The sequence below is a fragment of the Colwellia sp. BRX10-4 genome (assembly GCF_014077465.1).
Taxonomy (GTDB): domain Bacteria; phylum Pseudomonadota; class Gammaproteobacteria; order Enterobacterales; family Alteromonadaceae; genus Colwellia_A.
Genome location: NZ_JACGVZ010000019.1, coordinates 50230 through 76353, shown reverse-complemented (window position 1 = coordinate 76353; position 26124 = coordinate 50230). Strand labels below are relative to the sequence as shown.

At 36.5% G+C, this 26124-nt stretch carries 19 protein-coding genes and 1 pseudogene; 14 read left to right on the top strand and 6 right to left on the bottom strand.

The window, feature by feature from the left end:
- The first annotated feature begins 7 nt into the window (after nt 1-7).
- The 7 genes from H4J67_RS14545 (at nt 8) to H4J67_RS14520 (ending at nt 8774) form a co-directional block, all read left to right on the top strand.
- Nucleotides 8-709 (top strand): ABC transporter ATP-binding protein, encoded by a 702-nt coding sequence (locus tag H4J67_RS14545; protein ID WP_182204123.1) that lies wholly within the window; start codon nt 8-10, stop codon nt 707-709.
- A complete protein-coding gene (locus H4J67_RS14540; protein ID WP_182204122.1) occupies nt 702-3092 on the top strand; it encodes an ABC transporter permease in 2391 nt (796 codons plus the stop codon). The genes H4J67_RS14545 and H4J67_RS14540 overlap by 8 nt, the downstream gene beginning before the upstream one ends.
- 61 nt (nt 3093-3153) lie before the next feature.
- Nucleotides 3154-3303, top strand: a complete 150-nt coding sequence (locus tag H4J67_RS14535) for a hypothetical protein (protein WP_182204121.1) — start codon at nt 3154-3156, stop codon at nt 3301-3303.
- 1 nt (nt 3304) lies between these two features.
- Nucleotides 3305-5707 carry an ABC transporter permease gene (locus tag H4J67_RS14530; protein ID WP_182204120.1) on the top strand — a complete coding sequence of 801 codons (2403 nt, stop codon included), beginning with the start codon at nt 3305-3307 and terminating at the stop codon, nt 5705-5707.
- Between the two features lie 55 nt (nt 5708-5762).
- Nucleotides 5763-5888, top strand: a complete 126-nt coding sequence (locus tag H4J67_RS20765) for a hypothetical protein (protein ID WP_259368620.1) — start codon at nt 5763-5765, stop codon at nt 5886-5888.
- Nucleotides 5885-8296, top strand: coding sequence for an ABC transporter permease (locus H4J67_RS14525; protein ID WP_182204119.1), 2412 nt, complete (start codon nt 5885-5887; stop codon nt 8294-8296). The genes H4J67_RS20765 and H4J67_RS14525 overlap by 4 nt, the downstream gene beginning before the upstream one ends.
- A gap of 172 nt (nt 8297-8468) precedes the next feature.
- Nucleotides 8469-8774, top strand: coding sequence for a hypothetical protein (locus tag H4J67_RS14520; RefSeq protein ID WP_182204117.1), 306 nt, complete (start codon nt 8469-8471; stop codon nt 8772-8774).
- 476 nt (nt 8775-9250) lie between these two features.
- Here H4J67_RS14520 and H4J67_RS14515 read toward each other — a convergent pair whose 3' ends face one another.
- The 4 genes from H4J67_RS14515 to H4J67_RS14500 are packed head-to-tail and all read right to left on the bottom strand — an operon-like array spanning nt 9251 to nt 16067.
- Nucleotides 9251-9730 carry a hypothetical protein gene (locus H4J67_RS14515; protein ID WP_182204115.1) on the bottom strand — a complete coding sequence of 160 codons (480 nt, stop codon included), beginning with the start codon at nt 9728-9730 and terminating at the stop codon, nt 9251-9253.
- Nucleotides 9723-11801, bottom strand: coding sequence for a hypothetical protein (locus H4J67_RS14510; protein WP_182204113.1), 2079 nt, complete (start codon nt 11799-11801; stop codon nt 9723-9725). Before H4J67_RS14510 ends, H4J67_RS14515 begins: the two co-directional genes overlap by 8 nt.
- Nucleotides 11798-14590 (bottom strand): hypothetical protein, encoded by a 2793-nt coding sequence (locus H4J67_RS14505; protein WP_182204112.1) that lies wholly within the window; start codon nt 14588-14590, stop codon nt 11798-11800. The genes H4J67_RS14510 and H4J67_RS14505 overlap by 4 nt, the downstream gene beginning before the upstream one ends.
- 1 nt (nt 14591) lies before the next feature.
- Nucleotides 14592-16067, bottom strand: a complete 1476-nt coding sequence (locus tag H4J67_RS14500) for a site-specific integrase (RefSeq protein ID WP_182204110.1) — start codon at nt 16065-16067, stop codon at nt 14592-14594.
- 88 nt (nt 16068-16155) lie between these two features.
- Here H4J67_RS14500 and H4J67_RS14495 point away from each other — a divergent pair.
- Nucleotides 16156-16317, top strand: a pseudogene (locus H4J67_RS14495) (PhoH family protein); the annotation flags it as partial.
- A gap of 161 nt (nt 16318-16478) precedes the next feature.
- Nucleotides 16479-19763, top strand: coding sequence for an ATP-binding protein (locus H4J67_RS21075; protein ID WP_182204108.1), 3285 nt, complete (start codon nt 16479-16481; stop codon nt 19761-19763).
- A 42-nt stretch (nt 19764-19805) separates the two neighbouring features.
- On the opposite strand, the gene H4J67_RS14485 is transcribed toward H4J67_RS21075, so the two are convergent.
- Complete coding sequence (locus tag H4J67_RS14485; protein ID WP_182169255.1) at nt 19806-20813, bottom strand: hypothetical protein; 1008 nt, start codon at nt 20811-20813, stop codon at nt 19806-19808.
- Between the two features lie 229 nt (nt 20814-21042).
- Between H4J67_RS14485 and H4J67_RS14480 the strand changes: the two genes are divergently transcribed.
- Complete coding sequence (locus tag H4J67_RS14480) at nt 21043-22824, top strand: acyl-CoA dehydrogenase C-terminal domain-containing protein (protein ID WP_182169257.1); 1782 nt, start codon at nt 21043-21045, stop codon at nt 22822-22824.
- A gap of 247 nt (nt 22825-23071) precedes the next feature.
- On the opposite strand, the gene H4J67_RS14475 is transcribed toward H4J67_RS14480, so the two are convergent.
- Nucleotides 23072-23734, bottom strand: a complete 663-nt coding sequence (locus H4J67_RS14475) for a hypothetical protein (RefSeq protein WP_182169259.1) — start codon at nt 23732-23734, stop codon at nt 23072-23074.
- A gap of 368 nt (nt 23735-24102) precedes the next feature.
- Here H4J67_RS14475 and H4J67_RS14470 point away from each other — a divergent pair, with 368 nt between their 5' ends.
- From H4J67_RS14470 to H4J67_RS14455, 4 genes are all read left to right on the top strand, one after another.
- Nucleotides 24103-24498: a hypothetical protein gene (locus H4J67_RS14470; protein WP_182169261.1), complete on the top strand. Its 396-nt coding sequence runs from the start codon at nt 24103-24105 to the stop codon at nt 24496-24498.
- 204 nt (nt 24499-24702) lie between these two features.
- The gene (locus H4J67_RS14465) at nt 24703-24918 is read left to right on the top strand and encodes a hypothetical protein (protein ID WP_182169263.1); all 216 of its coding nucleotides are present in this window, start codon (nt 24703-24705) and stop codon (nt 24916-24918) included.
- 206 nt (nt 24919-25124) lie between these two features.
- A complete protein-coding gene (locus H4J67_RS14460; RefSeq protein ID WP_182169265.1) occupies nt 25125-25403 on the top strand; it encodes a hypothetical protein in 279 nt (92 codons plus the stop codon).
- Nucleotides 25400-26089, top strand: coding sequence for a VacJ family lipoprotein (locus H4J67_RS14455; RefSeq protein ID WP_182204107.1), 690 nt, complete (start codon nt 25400-25402; stop codon nt 26087-26089). The genes H4J67_RS14460 and H4J67_RS14455 overlap by 4 nt, the downstream gene beginning before the upstream one ends.
- The last annotated feature ends 35 nt before the right edge of the window (nt 26090-26124 follow it).

Genomic DNA, 26124 nt, shown 5'->3' with positions numbered 1-26124 from the left:
AACAATAATGATTAAAATAAACAAGTTAAGCCGTATTTTCCGTACTTTAGATTTAGAAACAACTGCGCTACACAATATTGATTTAAGCGTAAATGAGGGAGAATTCGTTGCCATTATGGGTCCTTCTGGTTGTGGGAAATCTACCTTGTTATCTATTTTAGGTATGCTCGACTCTCCCACCAGCGGTAGCTTTGAATTTGCCGGATGTAGTATTGCAGGTTACAACGAAAAACAATTGGCACAATTACGTAAAGCCTCTATCGGATTTATTTTCCAAAGCTTTAACTTAATTGACGAACTCACCGTTTATGAAAACGTTGAACTGCCACTACAGTATCAAAAAATTAGTAAAGGTGAGCGTAAGCAGCGTGTTGAAGCAATTTTAAAACGCGTTGGTATTGACCATAGAGCTGATCATTTACCGCAACAGCTTTCTGGTGGGCAACAACAGCGTGTCGCCGTTGCTCGTGCTTTAGTTATCAACCCAAAACTGATTCTAGCCGATGAGCCAACGGGTAATCTAGATTCAAAAAATGGTGATGAAGTCATGGCGATGTTACGTGAACTAAATAAAGAAGGCACCACAGTTATTATGGTAACTCACTCAGAAAAAGAGGGAAATTATGCCGATAGATTAGTGCGCTTACTTGATGGTCAAATCATGTTAGATAAAGCCAATCAGCTGGCACCGGCGGCACAGTATGCTTAGCCAATATTTTTTAACCGCCTTACGGACATTTAAACGACAAAAATTACATTTAATGCTTAATGTTTTTGGTCTGAGTGTTGGTTTAGCTGCTTCTATTTTAGTTGCGCTATACGCCATAAATGAAAGTAGTTATGACCATTTTCAACCAAATGCCGAAAATACTTATCGTATGGTATTTCACGATAACCAAAGCGGTAACGAGTACCTGTTAAGCACCCCAAAAGCATATGAGAAAATAAAGCAACTAGCGGGAGTTGAAGATGTTCTTTATTTAATGCAAACCAAGATGTTTGCTGATGACAAAATAAAAATATCGGAAAACTTTAATCAATTAACCGCAAATTATGCTGTTACAGAAAATATTGTTGATTTTATCACCTTAGATGTCATTTCAGGTGATTTACAACAGAGTTTACAAAAACCGGATCATATTGCTTTAACGGTGAGTGAAGCTAAGCGTTTATTTGGTGACATAAATATAGTAGGGCAAACGTTATTAAGAGCTAAGTCGCATCAACGTCTCACTGTTGGAGCTGTTTTTAAAGATTTAAGGGCTGATAGTCACTTTCATTTTTCATCGTTAACCTCTTTCACCCCCTATAACAACATCAAAGGGAATATCGTTCACAGCTATGTGCGACTTAATAAGACTGATGTTAACAAAGTAGCTGAAAGCATTACTGCGTTAATTGCCGATATTTGGCAATGGCGTGATAACTACTATTACTTGCAGCCGTTAACTGCTATTCATTTAGGGGCTAATTTCAACAATGATATGAGAGTGGGCGGATCAGAAAAAAACCTATCAATCAGTATTATGTTGAGCCTGCTATTGTTACTGATCTCTTCTTTTAACTATATCAATATGAGCATAGCGCAAGCAGGATCACGCGCGAAAGAAGTTGGTGTACGTAAAGTGTTAGGGGTAAATAAATCTCAACTGATCGTGCAATTTCTGACTGAGTCTGTTGTGCTGGTTGTATTTGCCACCTTAATTGCTTGTGCTTTAGTTGAGTTGGCATTACCAAGTTTTAATCAACTAGTCGACCGGCAAATATCGATCAATGGCTGGTCACCGTTTTTAGTACCCCTTATCATAGGTTCGCTTTTTATTGGCCTATTATCAGGTTTATATCCGGCGCTATTTATCTCATCATTCAATGCTAAACGTGTGTTAAGTGGTGATTTTAAACGTGGAAAAACTGCCACCAGAGTACGTAAGTCACTTATGGTGTGCCAGTGTGCGCTTTCTCTCACCTTAATCATCAGTGTGCTGAGCTTAACGCAGCAATTAGCGTTATTAAATAACTTACCAGTTAATTATGAAAAGTCACAACGTTTGGTGGTGGTTGATGCGCCGAGTGAGCAGTTATATAACATAAATGATTTAACACTATATCAGGCTTTGCAAAAATTACCTGGCGTTGCTGCAGTTACGCCCTCTGATTTTTATTTAACAGACAGAAGTAACGCAGGATTTTTCTTAGAATCTGTTCCAGGTATTGACACTGTAAAGACCAGTATGGCTTATGGCGGGGTCGGTTTTGATGCAGTAGCTGCATTAGGATTACAACTAATCGCAGGACGGGATTTTTCCACCGAATTTAAAGCCGATTGGTTTAATGCCCAAAGCGCAACCGTAGCCATTATTATTCCAGAATCTACATTGAAACTTACCGGATTCGCAAGTGCCGACGAGGCGATAGGTAAAACTTGGATATTTTCTGCAGGCCCTGCAAGTAACGTATCAGGTAGAATAGTTGGTGTAATAAAAGACGTAAAAGTCGGTTCAGTAAGACATACCGGCGCACCAGTGGTCTTTGTATGTGGTTTACCTATTGGAGGAAGTTACTCCTTAGTGATTAAAACTAATGAAGTGATAACTTCAAAAGTACGTAATGATATTGCCTCTTTACTCGAGAGAAAATTAGATATGGCACCGGTAGAAATACAAACGGTTTCAGGCAATTACAGTAAACTTTATGTAGAAGATACCCGCTTAGTGAATATGGTTAGAATTTTCTGTTATTTAGCAATATTTTTAACCTGTATTGGCATGTTTGGTTTAGCGGTATTTAATGCCCAACTGCGCAGTAAAGAAGTCGCCATTAGAAAAGTAATAGGCGCCTCAAGTCGCAGTATTGTTGCTTTATTGGGCAAAGAATCAATGCTTTTAGTCTTTATAGCTGTCGCGATTGCCTTTCCAATAAGTTACTTTTTGATTGATAACTGGCTGAGTCATTTTAATGTAAGGATCACGCAATCACTCGGGGTTTATTTTGTTGCTGCATTTGTTGTACTGGTCGTAACTCAGCTAACCATTTTTATTGTGGCTTATCGAACAGCAAATAGTAAACCCGTTAATGTACTACGCAGTGAGTAAGACTGTGCATTACCTGCTGTTAAGCCCGACAGCTCAATTACAATAATTTAAAAGGATTTACATGATTGAACTCACTCTTCTAAACAATATTTGTCGCACTAAAAGTCTAGAAACAGGTGCATTGCGTAATAACAACTTAGCGATTAGTCAAGGTAGCATTGTTGCCACGATAGGCGCTTTACCTTTATTTAGACCATTAGAAGTTGCATAACATGATAGTAAATTATTTTGTTACTGCGTTACGCTCTTTTAAACAACATAAACAGCATTTCGCCCTTAATTTAATAGGACTCAGTATAGGGTTGGCCGCCGCGATACTGGTGGCATTATTTGCCCAAAATGAATTGTCGTACGATAGCCAGCAGCCGGATGCAGAGCGGGTTTTTCGTATTCAACAAGATTTAACTGCAATAGGTATTGAAGTATTACCCTTCTCTAATTATGTTAAAGCTGCGGCAACAAGTAAGAATTATAGTCAAGTAGAAGATATCTTTGCCTTAACTTCGGTTGAATCTAGTGAAAAAGTCATTACCGCTGTTAATTACCAAGGACAAGGTTATAAGTTAGGCGCTATGTTAGGTGCCACCCCAAATATTGAACGCTTTATTGATATGAAAACCTTAGCTGGAGATCTTAAGAATGCCTTGAGTACACCCGACAGTTTGGCATTGAACGAGTCTGAAGCGGTGCGTATTTTTGGTAGTACCGATATCATTGGAAAAGCATTACATCATGTTAAAGGACAATACATTGTACGTGCTGTGTTTGCAGACTTACCAGAGAACACTCACTTTGCGTTTAAGAATCTAGTATATGTAAAACATGACCAAGCAGCTATAAATAATAATAGTTATGTTTACGTAAAACTTGCAGAACAATCAGACCCCAACGACTATGCAAAAGTGTTAACTGAGCAGGCGATCACTGATCGATTTAAAGGTAAGTCTTCTTTAGGTTTAATGCCCTTACTTGATATACACCTAGCAGCAAAGTCTATGGCTGAGTTTAAAAGAGGTGGAGAAAAGCAAGATGTGATGATTTGTATTGGCTTAAGTGCATTATTAGTATTAATAGCGAGTTTTAACTTTATTAATATCAGCGTAGCACAGTCTACTAAACGAGCGAAAGAAGTTGGGGTGCGTAAAGCATTAGGAGCGAGTAAAGCTCAGCTAGTGATTCAGTTTTTGTCTGAATCAGTACTCATCTCGCTATTAGCAACTATCATTGCATGTACGTTAGTCGAAGTTAGTTTACCTAGTTTTAATACGCTGATAGACCGTGAGTTGGTCGTTGATTATACTTCACGTTTCGGTTTGGTGATTGTCGTGGTCTCTATATTAGTGGGGATTTTTGCAGGTTTATATCCAGCATTTTTTATCTCTTCCTTTAGTGCAAAACGAGTGTTAAGTGGCGATTTACAACATGGTAATACAGCGACTATAGTACGTAAATTTTTACTAGTATTACAAGCAGCTATCTCTATTGCTTTGATCATAACTACTATCACCATGAGTCAACAATTAACTCACTTACAAAACCTACCTCTGGGATACGAAACAAAGCAGCGATTAGTGATTTCTGCGTTGCCGACGGAATTAGTCTATGCAAAAGATACAACGTCACTGTTAGATAAACTAAATGATATTAAAGGGGTTGGGCAGTTAACCGTTTTAGGTTCTCAAATAACCAAATCAACAATAAATATTATCAAAGCCACTTGGCCTAATGGTGAAAAAGCAGAGGGGTTCATACCCGTTACTGGAGCGGGTTTTAATATAGTAGATGGGCTTGGGCTAACATTATTAGCTGGGCGTGATTTTAGCCCTGAGTTTGCCAGCGATTGGGATGCTGTAGTTCCTGAACCATTCAATAGAGATATTGGCGCTATCATAACGGAAAGTATTGCGAAACAAGCAGGTTTTAATAATGTCGCAGATATCATAGGTAAAACCATCACAAGTTCAAATCCACAATACCCTGCAAATATACGTGTAGTAGGAGTGGTTGCTAATGTAATCGTTGGCAATGGGCAACAAGGGGCAAAGTTAATGTTCTTATGTGGCTATCCTATTGGTGGTGATACTGAGGTCATAATGACCATAGATACACAAAACGTATTCTATATCCAACAGCAGATAGTTGAGTTATTGGCCGAACATGCCAATATATTCGATCCAAAAATAAACTTACTAGCAGATAACTACAAGGCCGTATTTCGAGGTGACGAGAGAGTATCTAAAGTGGTTTCTATTTTTGCCTCTTTGGTTATATTTCTAACTATGTTAGGTACGTTTGGTTTAGCTTCATTCGCAACGCTACGCCGTCAAAAAGAAGTAGCCATGCGGAAGGTACTAGGTGCATCACGCTTGAGCATAGTAAACCTACTAACAAAAGAGTTTTTGATCCTAGTCGTCATTGGAATTTTTATCGCTTTTCCATTAACTCATTGGCTGGTAGGTGACTGGTTGGCTAATTTTAATGAACGTATCGAACAAGCGCCTTGGATATACATAATTTCCGCCCTCTGTATAGCAATGCTGACTTGGTTAACCGTGGCTAGCCTCGCCTTTAAAGTGGCAAGCACTAGACCTTCACTTATTTTGCGTGATGAGTAAATAGAAACCTTCACTTTTTGCAACGTTAGATTTACAAGAATTTCAAAGGATTATTATGATCATACTACCAAATTTAAGCCGTACTTTACTCACTAAAAGTCTGGAGTTACGTGCATTGTGTAACACCAACTTAACTATTAACGAAAGTGATTTTGTTGCCATCAAAGGTTGCTTAACATGATCGTTAATTATTTTGTTACTGCGTTACGCGCTATTAAAAAAGACAAACAACATTTTTTTCTTAATGTTGCCGGTTTTAGTATCGGATTAGCTGCGGCTATTTTGATGGCATTATTTGCCCAGCATGAATTGTCTTATGACAAACATCAGCCAGATAGTGAACGTGTTTACCTTGCGCATACTGATTGGAGCTCGATAGGATTACAGGCAATTTCACAGAGTAGTTATAGTAATGCCGAAACATTTAAAAACCATAGTCAGGTAGAAGATATATTTAGATTAGTAAAGTCGGAGGATCTCAGCCGACTTAATCTAGGAGGGAGTAAACTAGTACAAGTGGATGGCAATGATTATCGGCTGAAAAATTTTTATAGCGCAAGCACTAATATTCTCGACTTTATTGCCTTAGATATTATCGCCGGTGATATCACGCAGGCCTTAACACAACCGAATCAATTGGTATTAAGTGAATCAGAAGCATTGCGCTTGTTTGGCGAGTCTCTAGTGGTAGGTCGCACCTTAAAACATCAGCAAGGCCAATACACTATCGGAGCTATTTTTAAGGATTTAGCACAGAATAGCCATGTTCAGTTTGATAGTTTGATTCACATGCCAGCTAAGTTTATTCAAGAGGGGCAAGGTTATGCTTATTACAAGCTTTTAGCTAATACCGACATAGCAAGTTTTGAGCAACAATTGACCACTAAGTTACACAAATCATGGGGCCAAGAGGGAAATCGCACGATAACCATGACCTTAATAAACATGGAAGATTTGCACTTAAAAAGCAATGGACCATTTGTGATGAAAGAAGGTGGATCATCGACAGTATTGCAAATTTGCATTGCTTTGAGTGTTATGTTGATCGTGATTGCTAGTATCAATTTTATCAACCTCAATATTGCCCAATCGGCTAAACGTGCTAAAGAAGTGGGTGTTCGTAAGGCCTTGGGAGCAAGCAAATGGCAATTATTGGGCCAGTTTCTAACTGAATCTTTTTTGGTAGTGGCACTCGCAGCATTAATGGCCTTTGCCATGGTGGAAATAAGTTTACCCGCGTTTAATCAAATGATCGATAGGGAACTTAGTTTGGTTTATGGCTCTGAGTTTCTGTTAATAACCAGTATTGTGATTTTAGCCGTGGGTTTGTTGTCAGGTTTATATCCAGCGCTATTTATGGCTTCTTTTAGCGCTAAACGTGTGCTTAGTGGTGATTTTGTGCGCGGAGCTACGGCTGTTTTTGTTAGAAAACTAACCTTGTGTTTACAGGGCGTTTTATCTGTCGGTTTAATTATTGCCGCGATTTCTTTATCTCAGCAGATTAATTTGATTGACAGCCTAGCCGTTGGTTATGAAAAATCATCACGTTTGGTGATAAAAGAGCTACCTTCTGATGCCTTATACACACAAAAAAATAACAGCTTATTGACTGCGATTAGAAATTTCCCAGGGGTTGAGCAAGTAACTCTTTCTAGTCTCGACTTAACCAATGATATTAAAGGTGGCTTATATTTAAGTTGGCCAAATGGGGAAACATTAACTGGCCCTCAACCTACCGTAGCCACAGGTTATTATGCGGTTGAAACCTTAGGACTTACACTGCTTGCCGGTCGTGATTTTTCGCCTCAGTTCAGTGGTGACTGGTACCAGGTTGATGATAATAATAGCACTGTAGGAGTATTAGTCAGTCGTCGCATGGTGGAATTAGCCGGTTATCCATCGCCAGAGTCAGTTATTGGCCTGACATTGATGGACACAGAATCTAAACTTACCGCTAAAGTGGTTGGCGTTATCGAAAATGTTAAAATTGGCTCGGCTCGGCAACAAGCTTTGCCAATATCCTTTAACTTGGGGTTTTACGGCCCCCTTAGCACAGGACATATCATAATTAAGGCGAGCAATGCCAATATGGCTAAGCTACGCAGTCAAGTTCGTCAGCTAATACGCCAAGAATTACATTTAAATGACGTAAAAATAACCACACTTGCTGATGATTACGCCAACGCCCATAAAAACGAACACAGGGCATTAAAAATGGTCACTCTTTTTAGCTTGTTGGCCATTTTCCTCAGCTCTTTAGGCACTTTCGGTTTAGCGTCGTTTGCTACTCTTCGCCGTCAAAAAGAAGTGGCTATTCGTAAAGTACTCGGCTCGTCACGTTTAAGTATTGTAAATTTACTCGCCAAAGAATTCCTCATATTGGTCGTTATAAGTATTGTTATTGCCTATCCACTGAGTTATTGGCTGATAGGCGATTGGCTAGCTAACTTTAATGAGCGTATCGAACAAACAGTTTGGGTGTACTTAATTGGTGCTGCTTTTATTACGGTGATTACATGGTTAACCGTAGCGAGCCTTGCCTTTAAAACTGCCAGTAATAGACCTTCACTTATCTTACGTGATGAATAGTTATTTCATTGAGGTAAATTCAGGTTTATTACTCTAGAGCGATTAGTTTATAACAATCGCTCAATCGGGAAAATATAGTTGGCTAGCGCTCGTTCCTCGAAATTTTAGCCAACTACAATTTTCCCCTTAACAGCCCGAGCTGATATTTTTAACTTTAAAAGGATTAATTAAAGTGCCAGATGCTTTTGAATCAGAATATCTAAAGCCAAAGTTATCAATCACGTTAAATAAACTTGTGTTATTGGCTTGTTTATTTGTGATTGCTTATTTTGGATATGAAAAATATGCTTTTCATAATGCGCAACAAATTGAAGCTTCGATTCTAATTTTAACACCGCAAATTAATGATATTTATTTTTTAGACATGAGATTACTCGGTGATAATTTAGAAAGTAAACAAAAATATAGATTAGCTAAAGTGGTAAGTGTTACTGGTAATAATGTGGCTATAGTTTATGGAAGGGTTTTCTATCAATGAAAACATTCAGTAGTAAATCGCATTAAATACGAAGATTTAAATAACAATAATTATTTTGAGTTAATACCCGATTATATTCCTTTTAGCAAAATCAAAAAAATGAAAGCTAGCGGAGTTATTTATTAAGTTAAACGGCCAATACGAAATAAACTCTATGGTAAATTCGTTAACTAAGACTTCTCACTATTGTATCGTTAAAGAAATCACCCTATGTTTAGTTACTCTAGTACATCTAGTCTTTAATTATCTTGAAATAAAATGCAATATACAAGCCTTTCAGCAAGAACTTCTAACGTTGGCTAGGTTCCTCTCTGTCTCACTTCGGGGGCGAAAGCGCCATAGAGTATTTAATCTAATATAAGTTATCTTTGGATATATTGAAGGTTATCGTAGTAGTGATAACGAAGTTTAGTATTTCGACCTATTATGCGGAGTGAGTAATTGTGAAATGGGGTAGAAATAAAAGATCTTGTTTTTTATTTATTAAAGTCGATTTTAATAACTTCACCTGTTACTAAATCAATATGTTCGCTGTCTAGAACTGAATCAGGATCTAGTTCTATAAGTCTGTTTTTAAGTGATTTATTTTCCGTCATTAAATTGTCTGATATACGATACATTTCAGTTAGTCGGTTAATCCACATACTTTCATCTACATCAGGAGTAGACTCTTCACTTTGGCTTTTAATTTTTTCCTTAGCATTCTTTAACTGCCTAGTTAGTTTTCTTACTTCCTCCTCTAATTTTTGGACGTAAAATTCTTTATTTCTATCTTCTTCCGCTTTTTTAATTGCATTTTTTAAAGCCACGTAAGTGTTAGATTTTTTATATATAATTGAGTTGCTAACACCTGCCTCTTTAGCTACTGAGTTATTATTAATTTTACGGCTAGGATCATCAATCATCCTAGCTAACGCGTTTTGTAATTTTTCATTAGCAGGCATTTCTTCAGACATTAACAGCGGCCTCTTGGTTATTATTTTTGTTGTTTTTATCGAAATTTTTAATAATTTGGTTTGCAGCATCAATAGTGTCTTGCCAATTAATTGCTAATAGTTCATAACGCTGTTTGACTTCAATTGTCATACTATTATATTTTTTCAATTTATCAGATGCGCCTTTTTTCATAGCTCTCCAATGCACCATTTGTTTTTCTACAACAGTATAGCTTGGGCAATAGACACAACCACTAGGCAAGCCAGCATTTTTAATTTTGCAAGCGTCTCCACCAGTACAGTAACCGTGGGGTAATCCTTTAATGTTTTTTAAGTTCTTTTGAAGAAATAAAACATATTGGTTCATGTCCTTAAAGTGGATCTGGTTGATCCTATTCGAATCTTCCATATCAGAATTGGTTATACCTATGATTAGATCACTGGCTATTTTATTGAATCGTTCACCTCCACCTCCTCCAAGGGTGCCATTAACCCCTTCCTGAGCGATTTCAGAGGCTACTTTTTTTGTTAGTATTTCTTCGTGATATGAGATTAAGTCGAGTATTTCGTCAACAGAGCCGATACCTCTATTGGCATAAACCATACTCATGCATGTCGATAAATGATTAAATTGATATTTTATGTCATCTAGCTCACCTAGGCGGTTCGCAATAATAAACCATGCAAAAGTATGCCGAAACATGTGAGCCGAGATTCTTATTTTATCGCCAACAGAATATGCTATTCCTCTATCTTTTCCTTTATTATTTTTAAAATTACACTCTAGTCGCTCTAACTGTTCAATATCACAATCTTCAATGGATATATTTAGCATTTCATGTGGGGTGCCGCTTGTATCATCAAAACTTGCAAACCTCCCATCATTAGAGAAACTAATGCTTTTCATTGAATGTGCAACGCCAAATAGTTTTTTCTCCGCTAAACCAAATTCTATATTATGCAAGTTATCTTCTTTTACAGTTTGAGAATAAAAGTCAAGGAGACATTCTCCACGCTTTCTCATGTTCAGAACAAATCTTTCTAAAAGCTTTACAGCATTATAAGTATCTTCATTGGCAACCCAATCCAAAGTAATAGTACTGCTATCAGTTTTAGACATGATTGATTGAACATAAAAATTTCCATCTTTTTCAAATGCGCAGCCTAGTTTACATGAAAGTGCTTCATCTATTCTCATGCCAGTGAATGCTAATATATAGATTAAGACTGATATTTTAAGATCTTTGAAACAATCAAACTTGCTATCAAAATCATCATTAGTATCAACGTTGTTTAGTGCATTTCGAATAATAGTGGCACCGTCACTAACTGTCTTAGTATAGCTATGCCTTATTTCAAGTCTTTCCAGTAGTTTATCGTTTAAATCAACCCAGTCATCTAATTTATCTTCAACGGCTTTAATTTTTTTTCTTGCTCGTTTAATTATTTTTTTCAAAATCCTTGTTGGTATGACTGGATGAGACAGTGTTTTCTTTGTGATTTTATGAAAACTATCTTGAATTGCAGTAAGCTGGCCATGAAAAATATCACAAACATTTTTATCTAAAAGCCCATATGAGTTTGTTTCATCAAAAATGGTGGAATATTCTCTTTTAGGTAAATGTTCTTGTGCTTTCAGCTCTTTGAATAGGTATTCATTTAGTGTGTTGCTAATAATAATTTGTGGTGATTTACAAAACTGATGAAAAGAGGTGAATTTTTTCTTTGCCAGGAAGTTTGCCAAAGTATTTAAAATGAGAGTGTGTCCAGCAACAGTAGAGGCTTTTAAACCTATTCCACCTTCTACATTTCCGCTAAATAGTTTCAGCAAGGCGTAAGCTTTAATTTGGAAAGAGAACTCATTGTTCTGGTCCAATGTTACTATATTCGTTTGTTTATTATTTTGGGCATACCAAGTACCATCCTTAAAATAAACTTTTTTAAAGTGTTTTTTATTTATGGACTTTGTATGCCATAGCACTGAATCTCGAATATCATCAAGTCTTCTAGTTACATTGTTGAATGTGCGAATACGTAATTCAGAAGATGGTAAAGGATCAGAAACTGAAGAAATCAACTCATGTATGTTCATAATGTGAACTCCTCGTTACCTAAGACAAGATCCCAATCTGGGTGAATCCCATATTTTTTCAGTAGAATGCGTCCATCAGAAGGGGCAGAGGGTGTGATTTTTGCTACATTTTTTAAAATCATATCAACCCTTTCAGACAATGCTGTAATATATGTTTTCTGCTCTAAAGCTAACTCTTGATCGACAATAGCAGCCTTCATCTTATCAATTACAACTACTTTATATGACAACAATCGCCATACATGATCATCATCAGCTACTAATCTAAAGAAAGGGCACCAAAGACAGGCATTAAAGTCAGCGCAAAGTGTCGTGTTTGTATCGTTATCTTTGTGAAGTTTATAATTACTCGAATCATATTGTTTCGCAGCTTCACTGCTCTGTCCTGCTATGCAGCTACCATTTGGTGTTTGGCGGCTATTACTTGGAACGTCAGTAAGAATAATTATGTCTTCAGATAGCTCTCGTCCATGAAAATAATCACCCATAATGTTTATCGCATTTGAAAGAGTCTTTTTTGATTTTTCCGATTCGTTTTTCAAATAATAATTGAGAAACACTTCAAATGAGTGTTGCCCCGCTTTCTTATATTTCTTAAAGTCACTTGAAACTTTCCTGTAAATATAATTCAACCCACCTTTTCTAATACGTTGAGTACTGAAGCTGACTTCACACCCTTGCCCCACTAATAGCTCATTTAACGTAGCAAAAACAGATTGATCAACTGTTTTAGGCTTATCATATTTGGAGGATTGATATAGCATTATTCTGTGTTTTTGAGGATGGTCATCAGGTAACGAATCTCTAAATGGCTTGCTATCATTGTCACGGATGTCTATTAAGTCTTGGATAACGGGTCGAACCTTTTCTCCCATTTCAATACCTTCGTCCTCAATGTTTTCAGCTTGCAGACCATATCTATACCATTGAGTTGAATAATTTGCTCGTCTTTTAAATAACCTTACCGCAGGTGTTTTTTTTCCACCTAAAGGAGAGTCAAAATAAAAGATATCTTCCGTAGTTAACTCAAATGTTGGGGTCATATTCCAAGCTGTTTTTAAGAGTATTCTGCCTATTTTTAGTGCCAATGCTTGATAGTGGCTCAGATTTTTATTGAGAAGGAGTGTTTTTTCAATATGAAATGCAAGCTGCACAGCTTCTTTGATTGAGTAAAAATTATTAGAGGATCTCTTCTCTACATGGTGTCTACGTTTCATTTGTGAAACGGGATAAGATATAGTTTGTGCTAGTCCCACTTTATCTAGTAACTGATTAATAGCATTTTGCTGTATTTTTCCGTAATCTAAATCTAATTCAGACATTTTACATTTGTGTTGAATATGCTGCCGCAAAGCCTTATGTATATTGTTATTATTTTTGACCATGCCTTCTAGGCCATTCGTAGCCAATAACTCCTTTTGATTTGCTGATAAACAGTCGTCATTGCTTTCTATAGCAATTAAAAAAGCAGTAAAGTTATTTTTTACTGTAATTACTTGGCGTTTAAATGCATCTACTCGTTCCAATTCCAATGAGTGTAATACCTTTAAGTCCTCAAACAGAGCTGGGTAATTGTCATGAATATATTTCTGAGATTGAAATTGGAATTCACCATGAACTGAATTATGGGGGTAACTGAACATATAAATTATATATTCATTTAAATTAACACTTCGGCCTAATACATGATTGAGTAGAAGGTTTACTTGAGATCTTAATTCATAAATTTGAGTTTGACTTCTAGCTTCATTTTTTACTAAGGATAGATAGATCTTCCAAACTTCAGCATTGTTCAATAAAAAACTTTTTATGCCATTATCTTTCAACTCTGTTAGTTGGCTATTGTCCAAGTTATCTTTTAGTAAATAAAAAAGCCTAATAAAACGCATTATTCGAGAACGAAAATGCTTTTTTGTATCATTTTTATTTGCTGTTAAAAATGATTCTATCTGTTTTTTTAAAGTTGCTGAGAGTGACTCAATAAATTCCAATGCCTCTTCCATATTGCGTAAAAGAGTTGTCCTCCTTGTTCCATGAACTTCGGGGGAGTGGTAACGAAGCATATGTTCAAACTGCTTAACTTTTATTTTTTCCTTGATATTATATTTAATAGTTGAACAATAAGTACCAGACTTTAAAATGCCATCAAGACTAATGCCATTTGTTACTGCGCAGCTAATCTCTTCAGTATTTAGGCTACGCTCTAGGCAATATAGAAACCCTGAAATGTTTTTAAGTATCGTATCTGCATCTTGATTCGATCTTTCACTACTCTTTTGTTGAAGAACTTTTTCGATGAAAGATTTAATTTCATTTGTAATGGTTTGAGGAAAAGAATAAATAGTCGAGAAATCATACGTATTCTTTATTTTACTTATACTATTCGGTATCAGTATCTCATAAGGTGCTATTAATAATTCATTATCGAAATGTTGTTTGAGCAATCCAAATAAAGCAATATGTACTTTTGCATTAGATTTAAGAATTAACTCATCAACTTTACGAGAAATTACTCCCCAACGCTCGAAGCGTTGCCAGAACTCTCTATCCTTAAATGCATCAAACCCTAAAAGCTGAAACTGCTTAAGATCAATACTGTTCATTCTGCTAGTAATAGCTTCTAAATGTTCGAATAAGCATGTACTTTGCCGGTGTACTGATTTATAAGTTGATATGAAGAAGTTAACTGGCTTGGGAGCCTTTGCTTTCTTTCGTAATGATAAAAGTTGTTCCGATAAAGTAGGTGAAAACTTGATGAACTTTTCATGAAATTTAGGCGTGGCAGGCATATTACTCTACCTCTTCTTTTTTAGCTTCATCTGGTAATGCAGCTAATAATTCATCGACACTTGAATACATGTCTTTGACCCAATGGTGCATCGCCCCATGTTCACTTTCATCTAGCATCGTTTTTGCAAAATCTAAGTATTCTTCAGATGTTGAAAAGCTCTCATGGCTAAATAGTTTCAGTAAAACTGACTTTACACGCTGTTCAGATTCACCATTTGAAATCATTGCCATCGCTAAATATGTACCAAAGGTGGCCCTAAGATCATGGTAGTCCCGTTCAATTACATATTTACCTTTATTTCTCTGTTCAAGTCGCATATAGCCAATAGTTGAAGATGGAGCTGTATCAGCTAACCTTTCACCTGAACTATTGATAAATAGTGGAAGTGGTGCGTTAGGATTATTTATGCCATATTTTGACTCAAATTTTAATCTACGTGTTGACCAAGATGGGTCTAATGTATATTGGTAGAGCATGTTCATCAGGTTAGGGCTAATGAGTATATTCTCATTTTTAGCTCCCTTCCTTTTGGTGTATATATAATAGAACTTAGAGAAATTATCCTCTTTGGGATCACAAATAGCGGAATAATTAATTTTTATCACCTCAGCCGATCTAAAGCCGCCAAGATATGCACATTTCAAAAACAAACCATAGGTTCTATGCTTTGATACATCTGTTGTTAATATACAGGCTAACTCTGAAGGTGAGTATGGCTGAAGCTGATTTGGAGTTGCATCGGGCTGAATACTTGTCTTAGGTATGCCAAGGTTGCTTACCCAGTTTTGAACTCCCTTGTGAATTCTCGTAGCGGAATGAGGTAGTGAGAATAGATCATATTCGCCATTTTTTTTGGGCACCTTAATCGATTTATATACCATTGAAAATGGCAAAGAAGAAATAACACTTTTTTTATAAGACCATAGATAAAAGTGACGAACTGTTGACAACCTCCTATCCGCAACGTTATAACTTAAGCTGTTGCTTTCAACCCTGTTATAGAGATAATTCTGGTATTGCCAGATAGGTAATGATTTTACTTCTTCTTTTACGCTGTCACTCGGAAATGGGGCTGCAATAACTTCTTCATATGATTTATTTTCTATTACTAACCATTTTAAAAATGCTTGTAAGTCTTTAGCAATAGGCTCAACAGATTTTGGATCTAAAGCTTTACCTGCTAAGTTAGCGTAATAAGCTTGCGAAAATGCTGGACTCTCATTATCTACTTTGGGGTTTGGTTTTATAGCGTAGATCCCAAGACGTCTGTGGATAAGAAATAAGTTCATTTCTAAACATTCTCTTATTCTTGTTTTACAAACTAGTAATGGAAATTTAGGATCAACAGTGTCATGTTGGTAGAAATAACTTCTTACTTTATTATCTTTTTCATCACAGTCATTATCTTGATTAAGGTATGGTTGAGAACCAAGATTGAATGGAGTGTAAGTAAGTTTAACATTATCAGGAGTCATTATATTATTCTCTTATTTGAATGCATGGTGACATATTTTTTGTGTACTGTAAATAACAGGGTGTTGGTTACACTTTTATAATAGGGTGTCTGGTAATCTTGCTCAAATTGATAGTAATTATTTAACGGCGGTTACGTCAGGGCTAACCTATATTGTTGAACGTTTTAAAGACTTCTCAGGTAGCTCAACTATTAATCTAAATGGTGTAGTGAGAAGTCGATTAGCTTCTTTTGCCGAGGAAAACTTATAGGTTCAGCTGATTTATAGGGGATATTAAAAGGCTCATTTTGAGCCTTTAGTTTTTGATAATTGACCGACTTAGCCGTGTGACTAGTTATCAAAGACTATTTTAAGTAAGATGTATTAATTGTTATAAATTAAAATTATCTGAATAAATATAAGGTTGCAACAGTGTTTGATAAGTCATCTAAAGAACAGGTGTTTAGTCGTTACAATCGTTCTGTTTTGGCTGTATTTATTGTAATAACATTGATTGCTATGTCGATAGCGTCTTACCGGTATTTTATTGAGTTAGAGTCTTACCAAGCAAGAGAACTTCGCACCTTAACTACACGTGCTAAGCAGTTAGAAAATACCTTGATTTTGGGGTTAAAAAGTATTGCTGGCATTAAAAAGTTTGCTAATTATCATCTTTCTTTCCCCGAAGAGTTACTTGCTACAACTCCCCCACTTGAACAAGATGGTAATGAATTCTATTTAAAGAAAAATAGTCGAGATTCTTTTGCTCATCGAAAAAATTACCGAGGAAGTATAACGGGTATCGGTCAGGTTGCTGATTTTGATGAGTTACAAAAGCAAGAGTTGGCAATGGCAAATGCGTTAACACCAGCATTTATTATTGCCAAAAATTCAATTAAAGAATCTAATTGGTTTTATTACATTTCTTTAAATCAATTCGTTAGCCTTTATCCTTGGATAGGGCGTGATAGTTGGCGGTTCTCAGAGCGTAACTTAAATAATGACAATATCAATAGCATTAAAACGCTGTTGCCTGGCGACGACAATTTCTTTTGGTCACCACCTTATTTAGATTCAGCAGGTAAAGGCTTGAGTGCTTCGTTAGGCACAGCCGTCTATCGTAATCGGTCACTCGCTGGCGCGGTACTAATGGATTTTAGTTTATCAAGTTTGAGTGACGGTTTACCTGATATTAGTAAACCTAATCAAGCGTTAGTACTGCTTGATGAAAAAAACAATGTTCTCATCCACAAAACGGCTGATAATCAAGCCTTATCAACCAAGCTGACTTGGCAAGATATTGCACCAAAGCAATTAGCAAGCTATTCCTATCAACGCATTAATCAATTACCCGACAGTTACAAAGAGGGCACTTGGCTCATTCAAAAATATCAACTACCTATTAATGGTTGGGTTCTTCTTAAGTACCAACCTTATCAAGAATTTACCGCCTCTATTTTTAATCGATTTATCTTGATGTTGGTTTTGTTTTTTTTAGGGCTATTTGCCTTTATGAGTATCATCTATATCGTAACGCGCAAAACCTTTATGAAACCGACTAAAGAATTTATTAATCATATTGAGCATTGCTCGCATGGTGATCCAGGTAAAGTAAAACCTCCAGCAGACTGGTCATATTGGTTTAAAATTGTTGAAGATATTTTTGGACAAAATCGTACCTTATTGCAACAAATGAAAGATCAAAATGTGATTCTTGATACGCGTGTTAACCAAAAAACCCAAGCGTTACGCCTTAAAAGTGAACAACACCAACGTGACTATGCTTTGCTGCGTTCAGTGATGGATGCTATTCCTGATTACATCATTTTTAACGACTTAGATGGCAACATAATGGGGTATAACAAAGCGTTTGAAAACTTTGTTCAAGCAGGCTCATTAGATCTCATTGGTAAGTGTAGTAATGAAGTGGTCAGTGTCGAATTAGGTCAATCATTAGTCGCTATGTCTAAAGCGTCATTAACACGATCAACAGAACAAGGGTTAGCACAGGTTGTTGAAACACCAGCTAATACTTACGAGGTTTTTAGTAACCAGTTATATAGTCAAACCGCTGAAATTGTTGGCACTATCAATTTAGTACGTGATGTGACCGCGCAGTATTCGGCGAATGTCGCTTTGGAACAAGCAAAAAACCAAGCTGAATATGCTAACCAAGCAAAAAGTCAATTTTTAGCTAATATGAGCCATGAAATACGCACGCCAATTAATGCGATTAAAGGCATGCTATTTTTGTTAGCCAGAACACGTTTAACGAATGAGCAGCAGCAACATATATTAAATGCTGAAGGTGCATCTGTGTCTCTTTTACATTTGGTTGATGAAGTGCTTGATTTAGCTAAAATAGAATCGGGCAATATGTCTGTTATAAAAATGCCTGCTAGTATTGATAAAATAGTCGATCAAGCCGTCAAACTTAATATCAGTATGATCAGTGAGAAACAATTATCTCTAAAGATAAATATTGCTGTTGATGTGCCAGATATTGTCTTAACTGATGATTTGAGATTGGTGCAAGTACTAACAAACTTACTCAATAATGCGATGAAGTTCACCCACCAAGGTGAAATTTCACTGACAGTTGAAAAAGTGAATACGGGCAATGATGCTGTAGGCACCACCTTTGATGACTCACCGGTATTAGTACGCTTTATCGTTGCTGATACCGGCATAGGTATAGCTAAAGAAAAACAAGGTCACTTATTTGAAGCGTTTCGTCAAGCAGATGAATCGATGACCCGCGAGTATGGCGGTTCAGGATTAGGCTTATCTATTTGTCAGCAAATTATCAATCTTTTATCGGGTGACATTTCCTTGAAAAGTGACTTAGGTAAAGGCACCAGTTTTACTTTTGTTTTACCTTTTAACCTTGCTGAAAATAAGGCCTTAAGCAAAAAATCAGCATTGACCTTGTGCAGTTATTCTCACGTATTATCTGAATCGTTAATAGATCATTTAGCGGGCTCTCAAATAAGCCATGTTAATATCACGGCGCTATCGGAACTCGACAAATATAAGAACAATGAAAATGTAGCGCTGATTATTGACGAACAAAGCATTAATGAACATCCAGAAAAAATATATCAAAGCTGTCTTAATAACCAGATTTTATTAGCAATAAGTCATCCAATGGCTAAAGGAATATCCAGTGAAATCATTGAACGTATTGAGGCATTAAAACTTTCTTATATCTTGCTAGAAAAACCACTTTATCGAAGTTTTATCAGTAAACTATTTTCGGTCATAACAGCTAGAGAGCTTGCGGCTGAAAGAGCCATTGACGAATCGATTCCTTTGCAAAGCCTGTCGCAAGACGTTGATAATTTAAAAGGTATTAATGTTTTATTGGTTGAGGATAATTTAGTTAATCAGTTGGTGGCAAAAGAGCTATTAAAAACAATGCAAGCCAATGTCATTATTGCGGGTCATGGTAAAGAAGCGTTGGAAATATTGACCGATAAACAGCACAATATTGATGTGGTACTTATGGATATTCAAATGCCGATCATGGATGGTTTAACAGCGACTAGACAAATACGCCAACAAAAAGAATTTCATCGCTTACCCATTATAGCGATGACGGCGCACGCCCGTGAAGAAGACAAGCAGAGAAGCTTAGCAGCGGGTATGAACAAGCATATGGCAAAACCTATCAGTGCTGAATTACTACTTTCGAGTATTTTAGAGGTACTTAATTAGTTGCAATTACTCATCGTTATTCACATTAACCACGACTTAGTGTTATGGTTCTTTACCCGCCACAGTCGTATTCTTAAGGTCAGTTTTTAATGCTCGCTTTACCTTTTTATGGAACCGCTCTGCTGTGTAATGTCCGTTACCTACCGCCAACTCTGAAGCGGGAGCTATTTCTCCTAAAGGTAAAAGCCTAGGCCCTGTTGGCTCTGCTAGCACATACGATATGCCATCAATAACAACTGTTTGATCATTTGCTTGCACAGGTACTTGAATACCGAGTAAAGCGTGATTATCAATAAAGACTAAAATCATTTTTATACGTGGCATTAGGCTACGTAAAATTGCCGCTGTTAATGTGACTTTACTGTCGCAATCACCTTGGTTTTCCCATAATAACTTTAATGGCGGATTAAAACCTGCTCCAGAGGCAGTTACTCTTGACTCTAAAGTTGCATAGGGAATAGTTTGTATAAATCCTAAAACATAGTCGGTAACTTTTCGAATGTTTTTTATTGAAAACTTCGTAAGAATAATAGGCTTAACCGGCTTTAAATCAATGCTGGCGATATTTGCAAATCGTCCATGGTTTGGTTTTACCGCGTTAATTTGATCATGAGTTATAAATTGATGATAGTAATTATCTGCTAAATATTGATCACTTAACGTTTGCTTTAACTTATAAACTCTAGTGTAAGCGGCATTGATTGTTTGGTTGTTTCGCCCTTTTATGACAATTTCATCATTTGTGGAATTTTTATTAAAATCAATCATTACCCCGCGGATGGGTTCTGCACGTAACTTCTTTTGTAGGGCATTATTAATTGAATATTTTGCCATATCAGCTTTAAATACTTTGAAGTTTCTAAAACGATCGAATATTGATTTTTTAGCCAGTAAAAATTGTAGGCTTTGTGTTTCACCCTGATAATCAAGCCATTGATAATTAAATTGGTAATTATCTCCTTTTTCTATTTTCGAAAAAGCGAGTTGCTCGGCTAAGGCCAAAGAGGGAATTAAACCGCAAAGCGTTATACATAAAAATTTAGTTAACATAGGAGAAGTCATCAAAGATATTCAAACCACTAGCAAAGATATTACCTATGCTAACATTAACGCATTTTTACTTTTCATACCAATCGACAAAAGATGACTTAATATTTATCGTTGATGCTTTACTTTTAAGCAGATTTTGCTATATTCAAACACATGTTTGAAATGATTGTTTCAAAAGTTAAATTACAATGTTATTTGTCGTAACATTTAACAATATTAGGGGAATACCGTGGCTGATTATCAAGCACCATTAAAAGATATGAATTTTTTGTTATATGATGTTTTTTCAATGGAAGCAATGTGGCAGTCAATGCCTACCTTATCAGAGCATGTCGATCGCGAGACCGCGCAAGCCATCTTACAAGAATGTGCCAAAATTGCTGAGCAAGAAATTGCACCGCTTTCACGTCAAGGTGATGAAATTGGCGTAAGTTTCAATGAAGGTAAGGTAACAACTGCTCCAGGTTATAAAGAAGCGTTTAAAACTTACGCTGATGGTGGTTGGACAAGCTTAGGTGGCGAACCTGACTTTGGTGGTATGGGGATGCCTAAAGTGATCACGGCATTGCACGAAGAAATGCTCTGTTCAGCAGATATCGCCTTTTCATTATATCCAGGGCTAACAGCGGGTGCTGGCTTGTCGATTGCTAAGCATGCGACAGATGAATTGAAAGAGCGCTATTTAACACGTCTGTATGCAGGCGATTGGATGGCAACCATGTGTTTAACTGAACCTCATTCTGGTACTGATTTAGGATTGATTTACACTAAAGCTGTTCCTGAAGACGATGGCAGCTTTGCTATTAGTGGTACAAAAATATTTATTACTGCTGGCGAACACGATATCACTGAAAATATTGTCCATTTAGTATTGGCGAAATTACCCGGTGCACCAGCTGGCCCTCGTGGCATTTCACTATTTTTAGTCCCTAAATATCAAGTCAATGACGATGAATCATTAGGTGATTTTAATAATGTGAGCTGTGGTTCTATTGAACATAAAATGGGTATTCACGCTTCAGCAACTTGTGTCATGAATTTTGATAGCTCAAAAGGTTACTTAGTTGGCGAAGAGAATAAAGGCTTAGCCTGCATGTTCACTATGATGAATTTTGAACGTATTGGTGTTGGTATTCAAGGTATTGGTGCGGCAGAACGTTCTTACCAGAATGCTTTAGAATATGCAAAAGAACGCTTACAAGGTCGTTCATTGTCAGGCGCTAAATATCCAGAGAAAGCCGCTGATCCTATCATTGTTCATGGTGACGTACGTCGTATGTTACTTAACATGAAGGCATTAACTGAAGGTTCACGCGCATTGTCTACGTACATTTCAATGACACTGGATATGGCAACCTATGGCGAAGGCGAATTAAAAACTAAGGGTGAGAGTTTATCCGCTCTAATGACTCCTTTAGCGAAAGCCTTTTTTACCGATTTAGGTCTTGATAATACCGTTGCAGGTCAACAAGTCTTAGGTGGTCATGGTTATATCCGTGAATGGGGACAAGAGCAGCTGGTTCGTGATGTTCGTATCGCACAAATATACGAAGGCACTAATGGCATTCAAGCGATGGACTTATTAGCAAGAAAAGTAGCCGCTAGTAAGGGCGAGTTAATGCAGACTTTTATCAATGAAGTGAACACTTACATTGAACAAACCTCTGCCGATAACATGCAAGAATTTATTCAACCTTTAAAAGATGCCAATATTGATTTAGCTGAATTAACTCAGCATATCCTTAAAGCTGCGCAAGGGAATATTGAAGAGTTAGGAACATCAGCTAACGATTACCTTCATGTATTTGGTTACACAGCAATGGCATTTGTTTGGGCTAAAATGGCTGAATCAGCTTTGGCTAAAGAAAGTTCAAGTGATGAATTTTATGAAAGTAAAATAAAAACAGCGCGCTACTACTTCGCACGTTTGTTACCACGTCGTTTGTCCTTGGCCGCGTCGATAAAAGCTGGTTGTGATACCTTGTTTGATATTGATGAAAGCTTATTCTAGCCAGCTAAAGTCACATTAAATAGTACGAAAAAAAAAGCGCTATCATTTTATGATAGCGCTTTTTTATTGATCTTACAGTGACTCTTTTTGATGACGACATTTTATTGATTTTTTAGCCCCCCCCTTTTGTGATGACGACATTCTATTGATTTTTTAGTGACCCTTTGGTGATGACGAAATACTATTGATTTTTTAGCCCCCCCCTTCTGTGATGACGTCATTCTATTGGTTTTATAGCGACCGAAGATTAAAAAGTGTAGGTGGTGCCAAATATCGCTACTTGTTCTTTTTGAATAGTATAAATAGGTAAATTGTTCGTAGAATCTTCATGGGCTGTTGATGTTAACCCTCCGCTCACATACCAGTTATTGTTTATTGAATATTGACCTAGAATACCAAACCTAGCATAGGATTTTGCGCCATTAATATCTCTGGAAGATACTTCGCTTGAAACAAAGTCATTACTGTAAAACTGGTAGATTGAGTGATCACTTAAAGACTCTATTTTTGCAGTAACAAGTAAGGCAAAATTTTCTTGTTGTAGTACTCGGTAACTGCCTTGAATAAAAAAAGTCTGTTCATTAATTTGATCAAGCCGCTGATGTGAAAAACCACTTTGGGCACTAAAAGCTTTATTATCAAAAACGATCGCTATTTGGTGAGTTTCAGATTTGTTAATTAATCGTGTCTCAGATGGCCCAGTGGCTTTGCTTGTCAGCGGGAACCCTATGGCTTCTAAATCATAACCTTTATCTAAAGCCTCAAAAATTACCGCCGAATTGGCCCAGCCACTAATTAAGGATCCCTCTATGGCGCTTGGTATTTTTTTTTCATCGTCGTAGGCTTGTGCATTAGGTAATACACTTAAGGTAAATAGTAGTGATAGCATCCATTTTATCAATATTTTCATGAGATAACCTATTCCAAAAAATTAATGTTTTTATTATTTTAATTAACCTTTACTAGATATTAACTATAGGTAAGTATTGAAAAAAAGACGTTATATTTAGCTTAAATACTACTTTATATCGCTTAATATTTGATTAGTCGAAGAATTAAACTTATTCAACACTGTATAAAAATCACCGTGAGTATTCAGCTTAATAAAATATTACGTGTGAAATAATTGGCTTTAATGACCTTATTTATATGTATGTTATTGAAGATAATAATGGCTGTTCTTTAGGAGCCTGATCATTAGTCAGTTATAATTACAGCCAATAGATTTAATCATATAATGTTAAATAGTAAGGGAAGTTGTGCGATTTTTAAGTATACATGCTGTGTTGTTGCACAGCATGTAGTGCTAATGACCAAGGTGAATTGGAAGTAAAAGCCAATACTTGTGATATAGACTACACAAGGTATCAAGCAACAGTTACCGGATATTGCCAAGAAAGCGAAGCAATATTACCATTAGAAATTCCAACCATAGAAAAATCGATAGCATTGCGTTCAATTACATCAATCCCTCAGGTGTTTTGGTATAGCACTAAGATGAAATACTCGCTGATAAAGCAAACCGAACAAGCACCACTAGTTTTTGTGATTGCTGGCACTGGCGCAAGTTATAACAGTGAAAAGATGATCAGTTTACAAAAACTTTGTTTCAACAAGGCTATCATGTTATTTCGCTTTCTTCGCCGACATATTCTAACTTTATTATTAATTTAGACTCATCTACAGATTTTCCTGGGGTGTTAGAACAAGATGCTAAAAACCTTTATGGCATCGTGCAAAAATTTTACCAACAAGTCATCACTGAAAATGAGGTTGTCGCAACGACATTCTCTTTAACTGGCTATAGTCTAGGGGGTTCACTCAGCTTATGTTGCTAAACTTGATGAAAGTGAGCAGATTTTTAATTTTGAAAAAGTTGTGCTAATAAATCCACTCGTAAGTTTATATAATTCAGTTAACATTCTTGATAGCTATTTAAATTTAAATTTAAAAGAAAATGGTCCTGATGCTGCGGAAACTACGCTTGATGATATATTTTTAGGTTTTGCTAATAGTTATGCAGAACAAGAATCATCTTCGTTGTCGCAAAGCGCTATTTATGCTTTATTCAAAGATGCTCAGTTATCAGAATAACAATTAAAACTGTTAATCGGTGCATCATTTAGGATGTCGTCGACGGATATGCTGTTTGCATTAGATGTTAGTTATAACGTCGGCGGTATTATTTATAAAAATCATAAAAATCATAAAAATCATAAAATTGATAAATTTGAAAGTATTACTCACTCTATGTATCGAGCCAGTGTTATTACTTTAAGGACTACTTTGAAAAAGTGCTCGTGCCTTGGCAACAAGAAAGTGAGACTGATTTAACGCGTGAGGCACTTATTGCACGACTGGGACTGATAAATATAGAAAGTTATTTACGTAATTCCACAAAAATAAGTCTAGTAACCAATGCGGATGACATTATTTTAGCTGAAGGTGAAGTGGAGTATTTACAAGACGTTTTTGGCGCAAGGGCAAAAATATTCCCGCGCAGCGGACATTGTGGAAACATTGATAGAGCAAGTTTTGTTGCTTACATGAATAGCCAATTCCAAGGTATTCAACAATGATAGCGTTTTATAATTCACTGATAAAAAATAGCGCCATTATCTTGGTTAGTTTACTTTACGGCTGTTCATCAGTACCTAAGTTAGAAGGTCATGTGGAAGTGCCTCTAGTGAAGTTGTCTTTAGCCTATCAAAAAGTAGCCGTTACTAATCAATATGACGATCCTTGGGAAGGGTTTAATCGACGTATGTATTACTTTAATGCAAAAGCAGATGAATACATACTCTTACCTGTTGTTGCTGGTTATAAAGCGATAACACCTGACTTTGTTGAAAGAGCGGTTAGTAATTTTTTTAGAAACCTAGGAGAATTTACTGTTTTCATCAACGCACTTTTACAAGGTAAACCTAGTGTTGGCGTTGAAACTCTTGGCCGTTTTGCGGTAAATACCACTCTTGGTCTTTTTGGTGTATTTGATGTGGCAACGAAAATAGGTCTAGATGAACAAAATGAAGATTTTGGTCAAACACTCGGTGTATGGGACGTTACCCCAGGGCCTTATTTAATTTTGCTTATACTAGGGCCATCTTCGTTACGTGATGATTTTGGGGTAGGAGTTGATATGCTTGCCTTGCAAATCCTCATTGATGAATTAGGTGTTAGTGGTAATGAAGAGATATTATTGACTTTTTTACGCAGTATTGATGTGCGCGCTAATTTACCCTTTAGGTATTATGCTTCAGGTTGAGCTTTCGAGTATGAGCGTTTAAAAGTTCTTTATAT

Coding starts and splice junctions, on each gene's coding strand:
- H4J67_RS14545 (WP_182204123.1), top strand. CDS start 8: ATGATTAAAATAAACAAGTTAAGCCGTATTTTCCGTACTTTAGATTTA.
- H4J67_RS14540 (WP_182204122.1), top strand. CDS start 702: ATGCTTAGCCAATATTTTTTAACCGCCTTACGGACATTTAAACGACAA.
- H4J67_RS14535 (WP_182204121.1), top strand. CDS start 3,154: ATGATTGAACTCACTCTTCTAAACAATATTTGTCGCACTAAAAGTCTA.
- H4J67_RS14530 (WP_182204120.1), top strand. CDS start 3,305: ATGATAGTAAATTATTTTGTTACTGCGTTACGCTCTTTTAAACAACAT.
- H4J67_RS20765 (WP_259368620.1), top strand. CDS start 5,763: ATGATCATACTACCAAATTTAAGCCGTACTTTACTCACTAAAAGTCTG.
- H4J67_RS14525 (WP_182204119.1), top strand. CDS start 5,885: ATGATCGTTAATTATTTTGTTACTGCGTTACGCGCTATTAAAAAAGAC.
- H4J67_RS14515 (WP_182204115.1), bottom strand. CDS start 9,730: ATGTCTGAAGAAATGCCTGCTAATGAAAAATTACAAAACGCGTTAGCT.
- H4J67_RS14510 (WP_182204113.1), bottom strand. CDS start 11,801: ATGAACATACATGAGTTGATTTCTTCAGTTTCTGATCCTTTACCATCT.
- H4J67_RS14505 (WP_182204112.1), bottom strand. CDS start 14,590: ATGCCTGCCACGCCTAAATTTCATGAAAAGTTCATCAAGTTTTCACCT.
- H4J67_RS14500 (WP_182204110.1), bottom strand. CDS start 16,067: ATGACTCCTGATAATGTTAAACTTACTTACACTCCATTCAATCTTGGT.
- H4J67_RS14485 (WP_182169255.1), bottom strand. CDS start 20,813: ATGTTAACTAAATTTTTATGTATAACGCTTTGCGGTTTAATTCCCTCT.
- H4J67_RS14475 (WP_182169259.1), bottom strand. CDS start 23,734: ATGAAAATATTGATAAAATGGATGCTATCACTACTATTTACCTTAAGT.
- H4J67_RS14470 (WP_182169261.1), top strand. CDS start 24,103: ATGCTGTGTTGTTGCACAGCATGTAGTGCTAATGACCAAGGTGAATTG.
- H4J67_RS14455 (WP_182204107.1), top strand. CDS start 25,400: ATGATAGCGTTTTATAATTCACTGATAAAAAATAGCGCCATTATCTTG.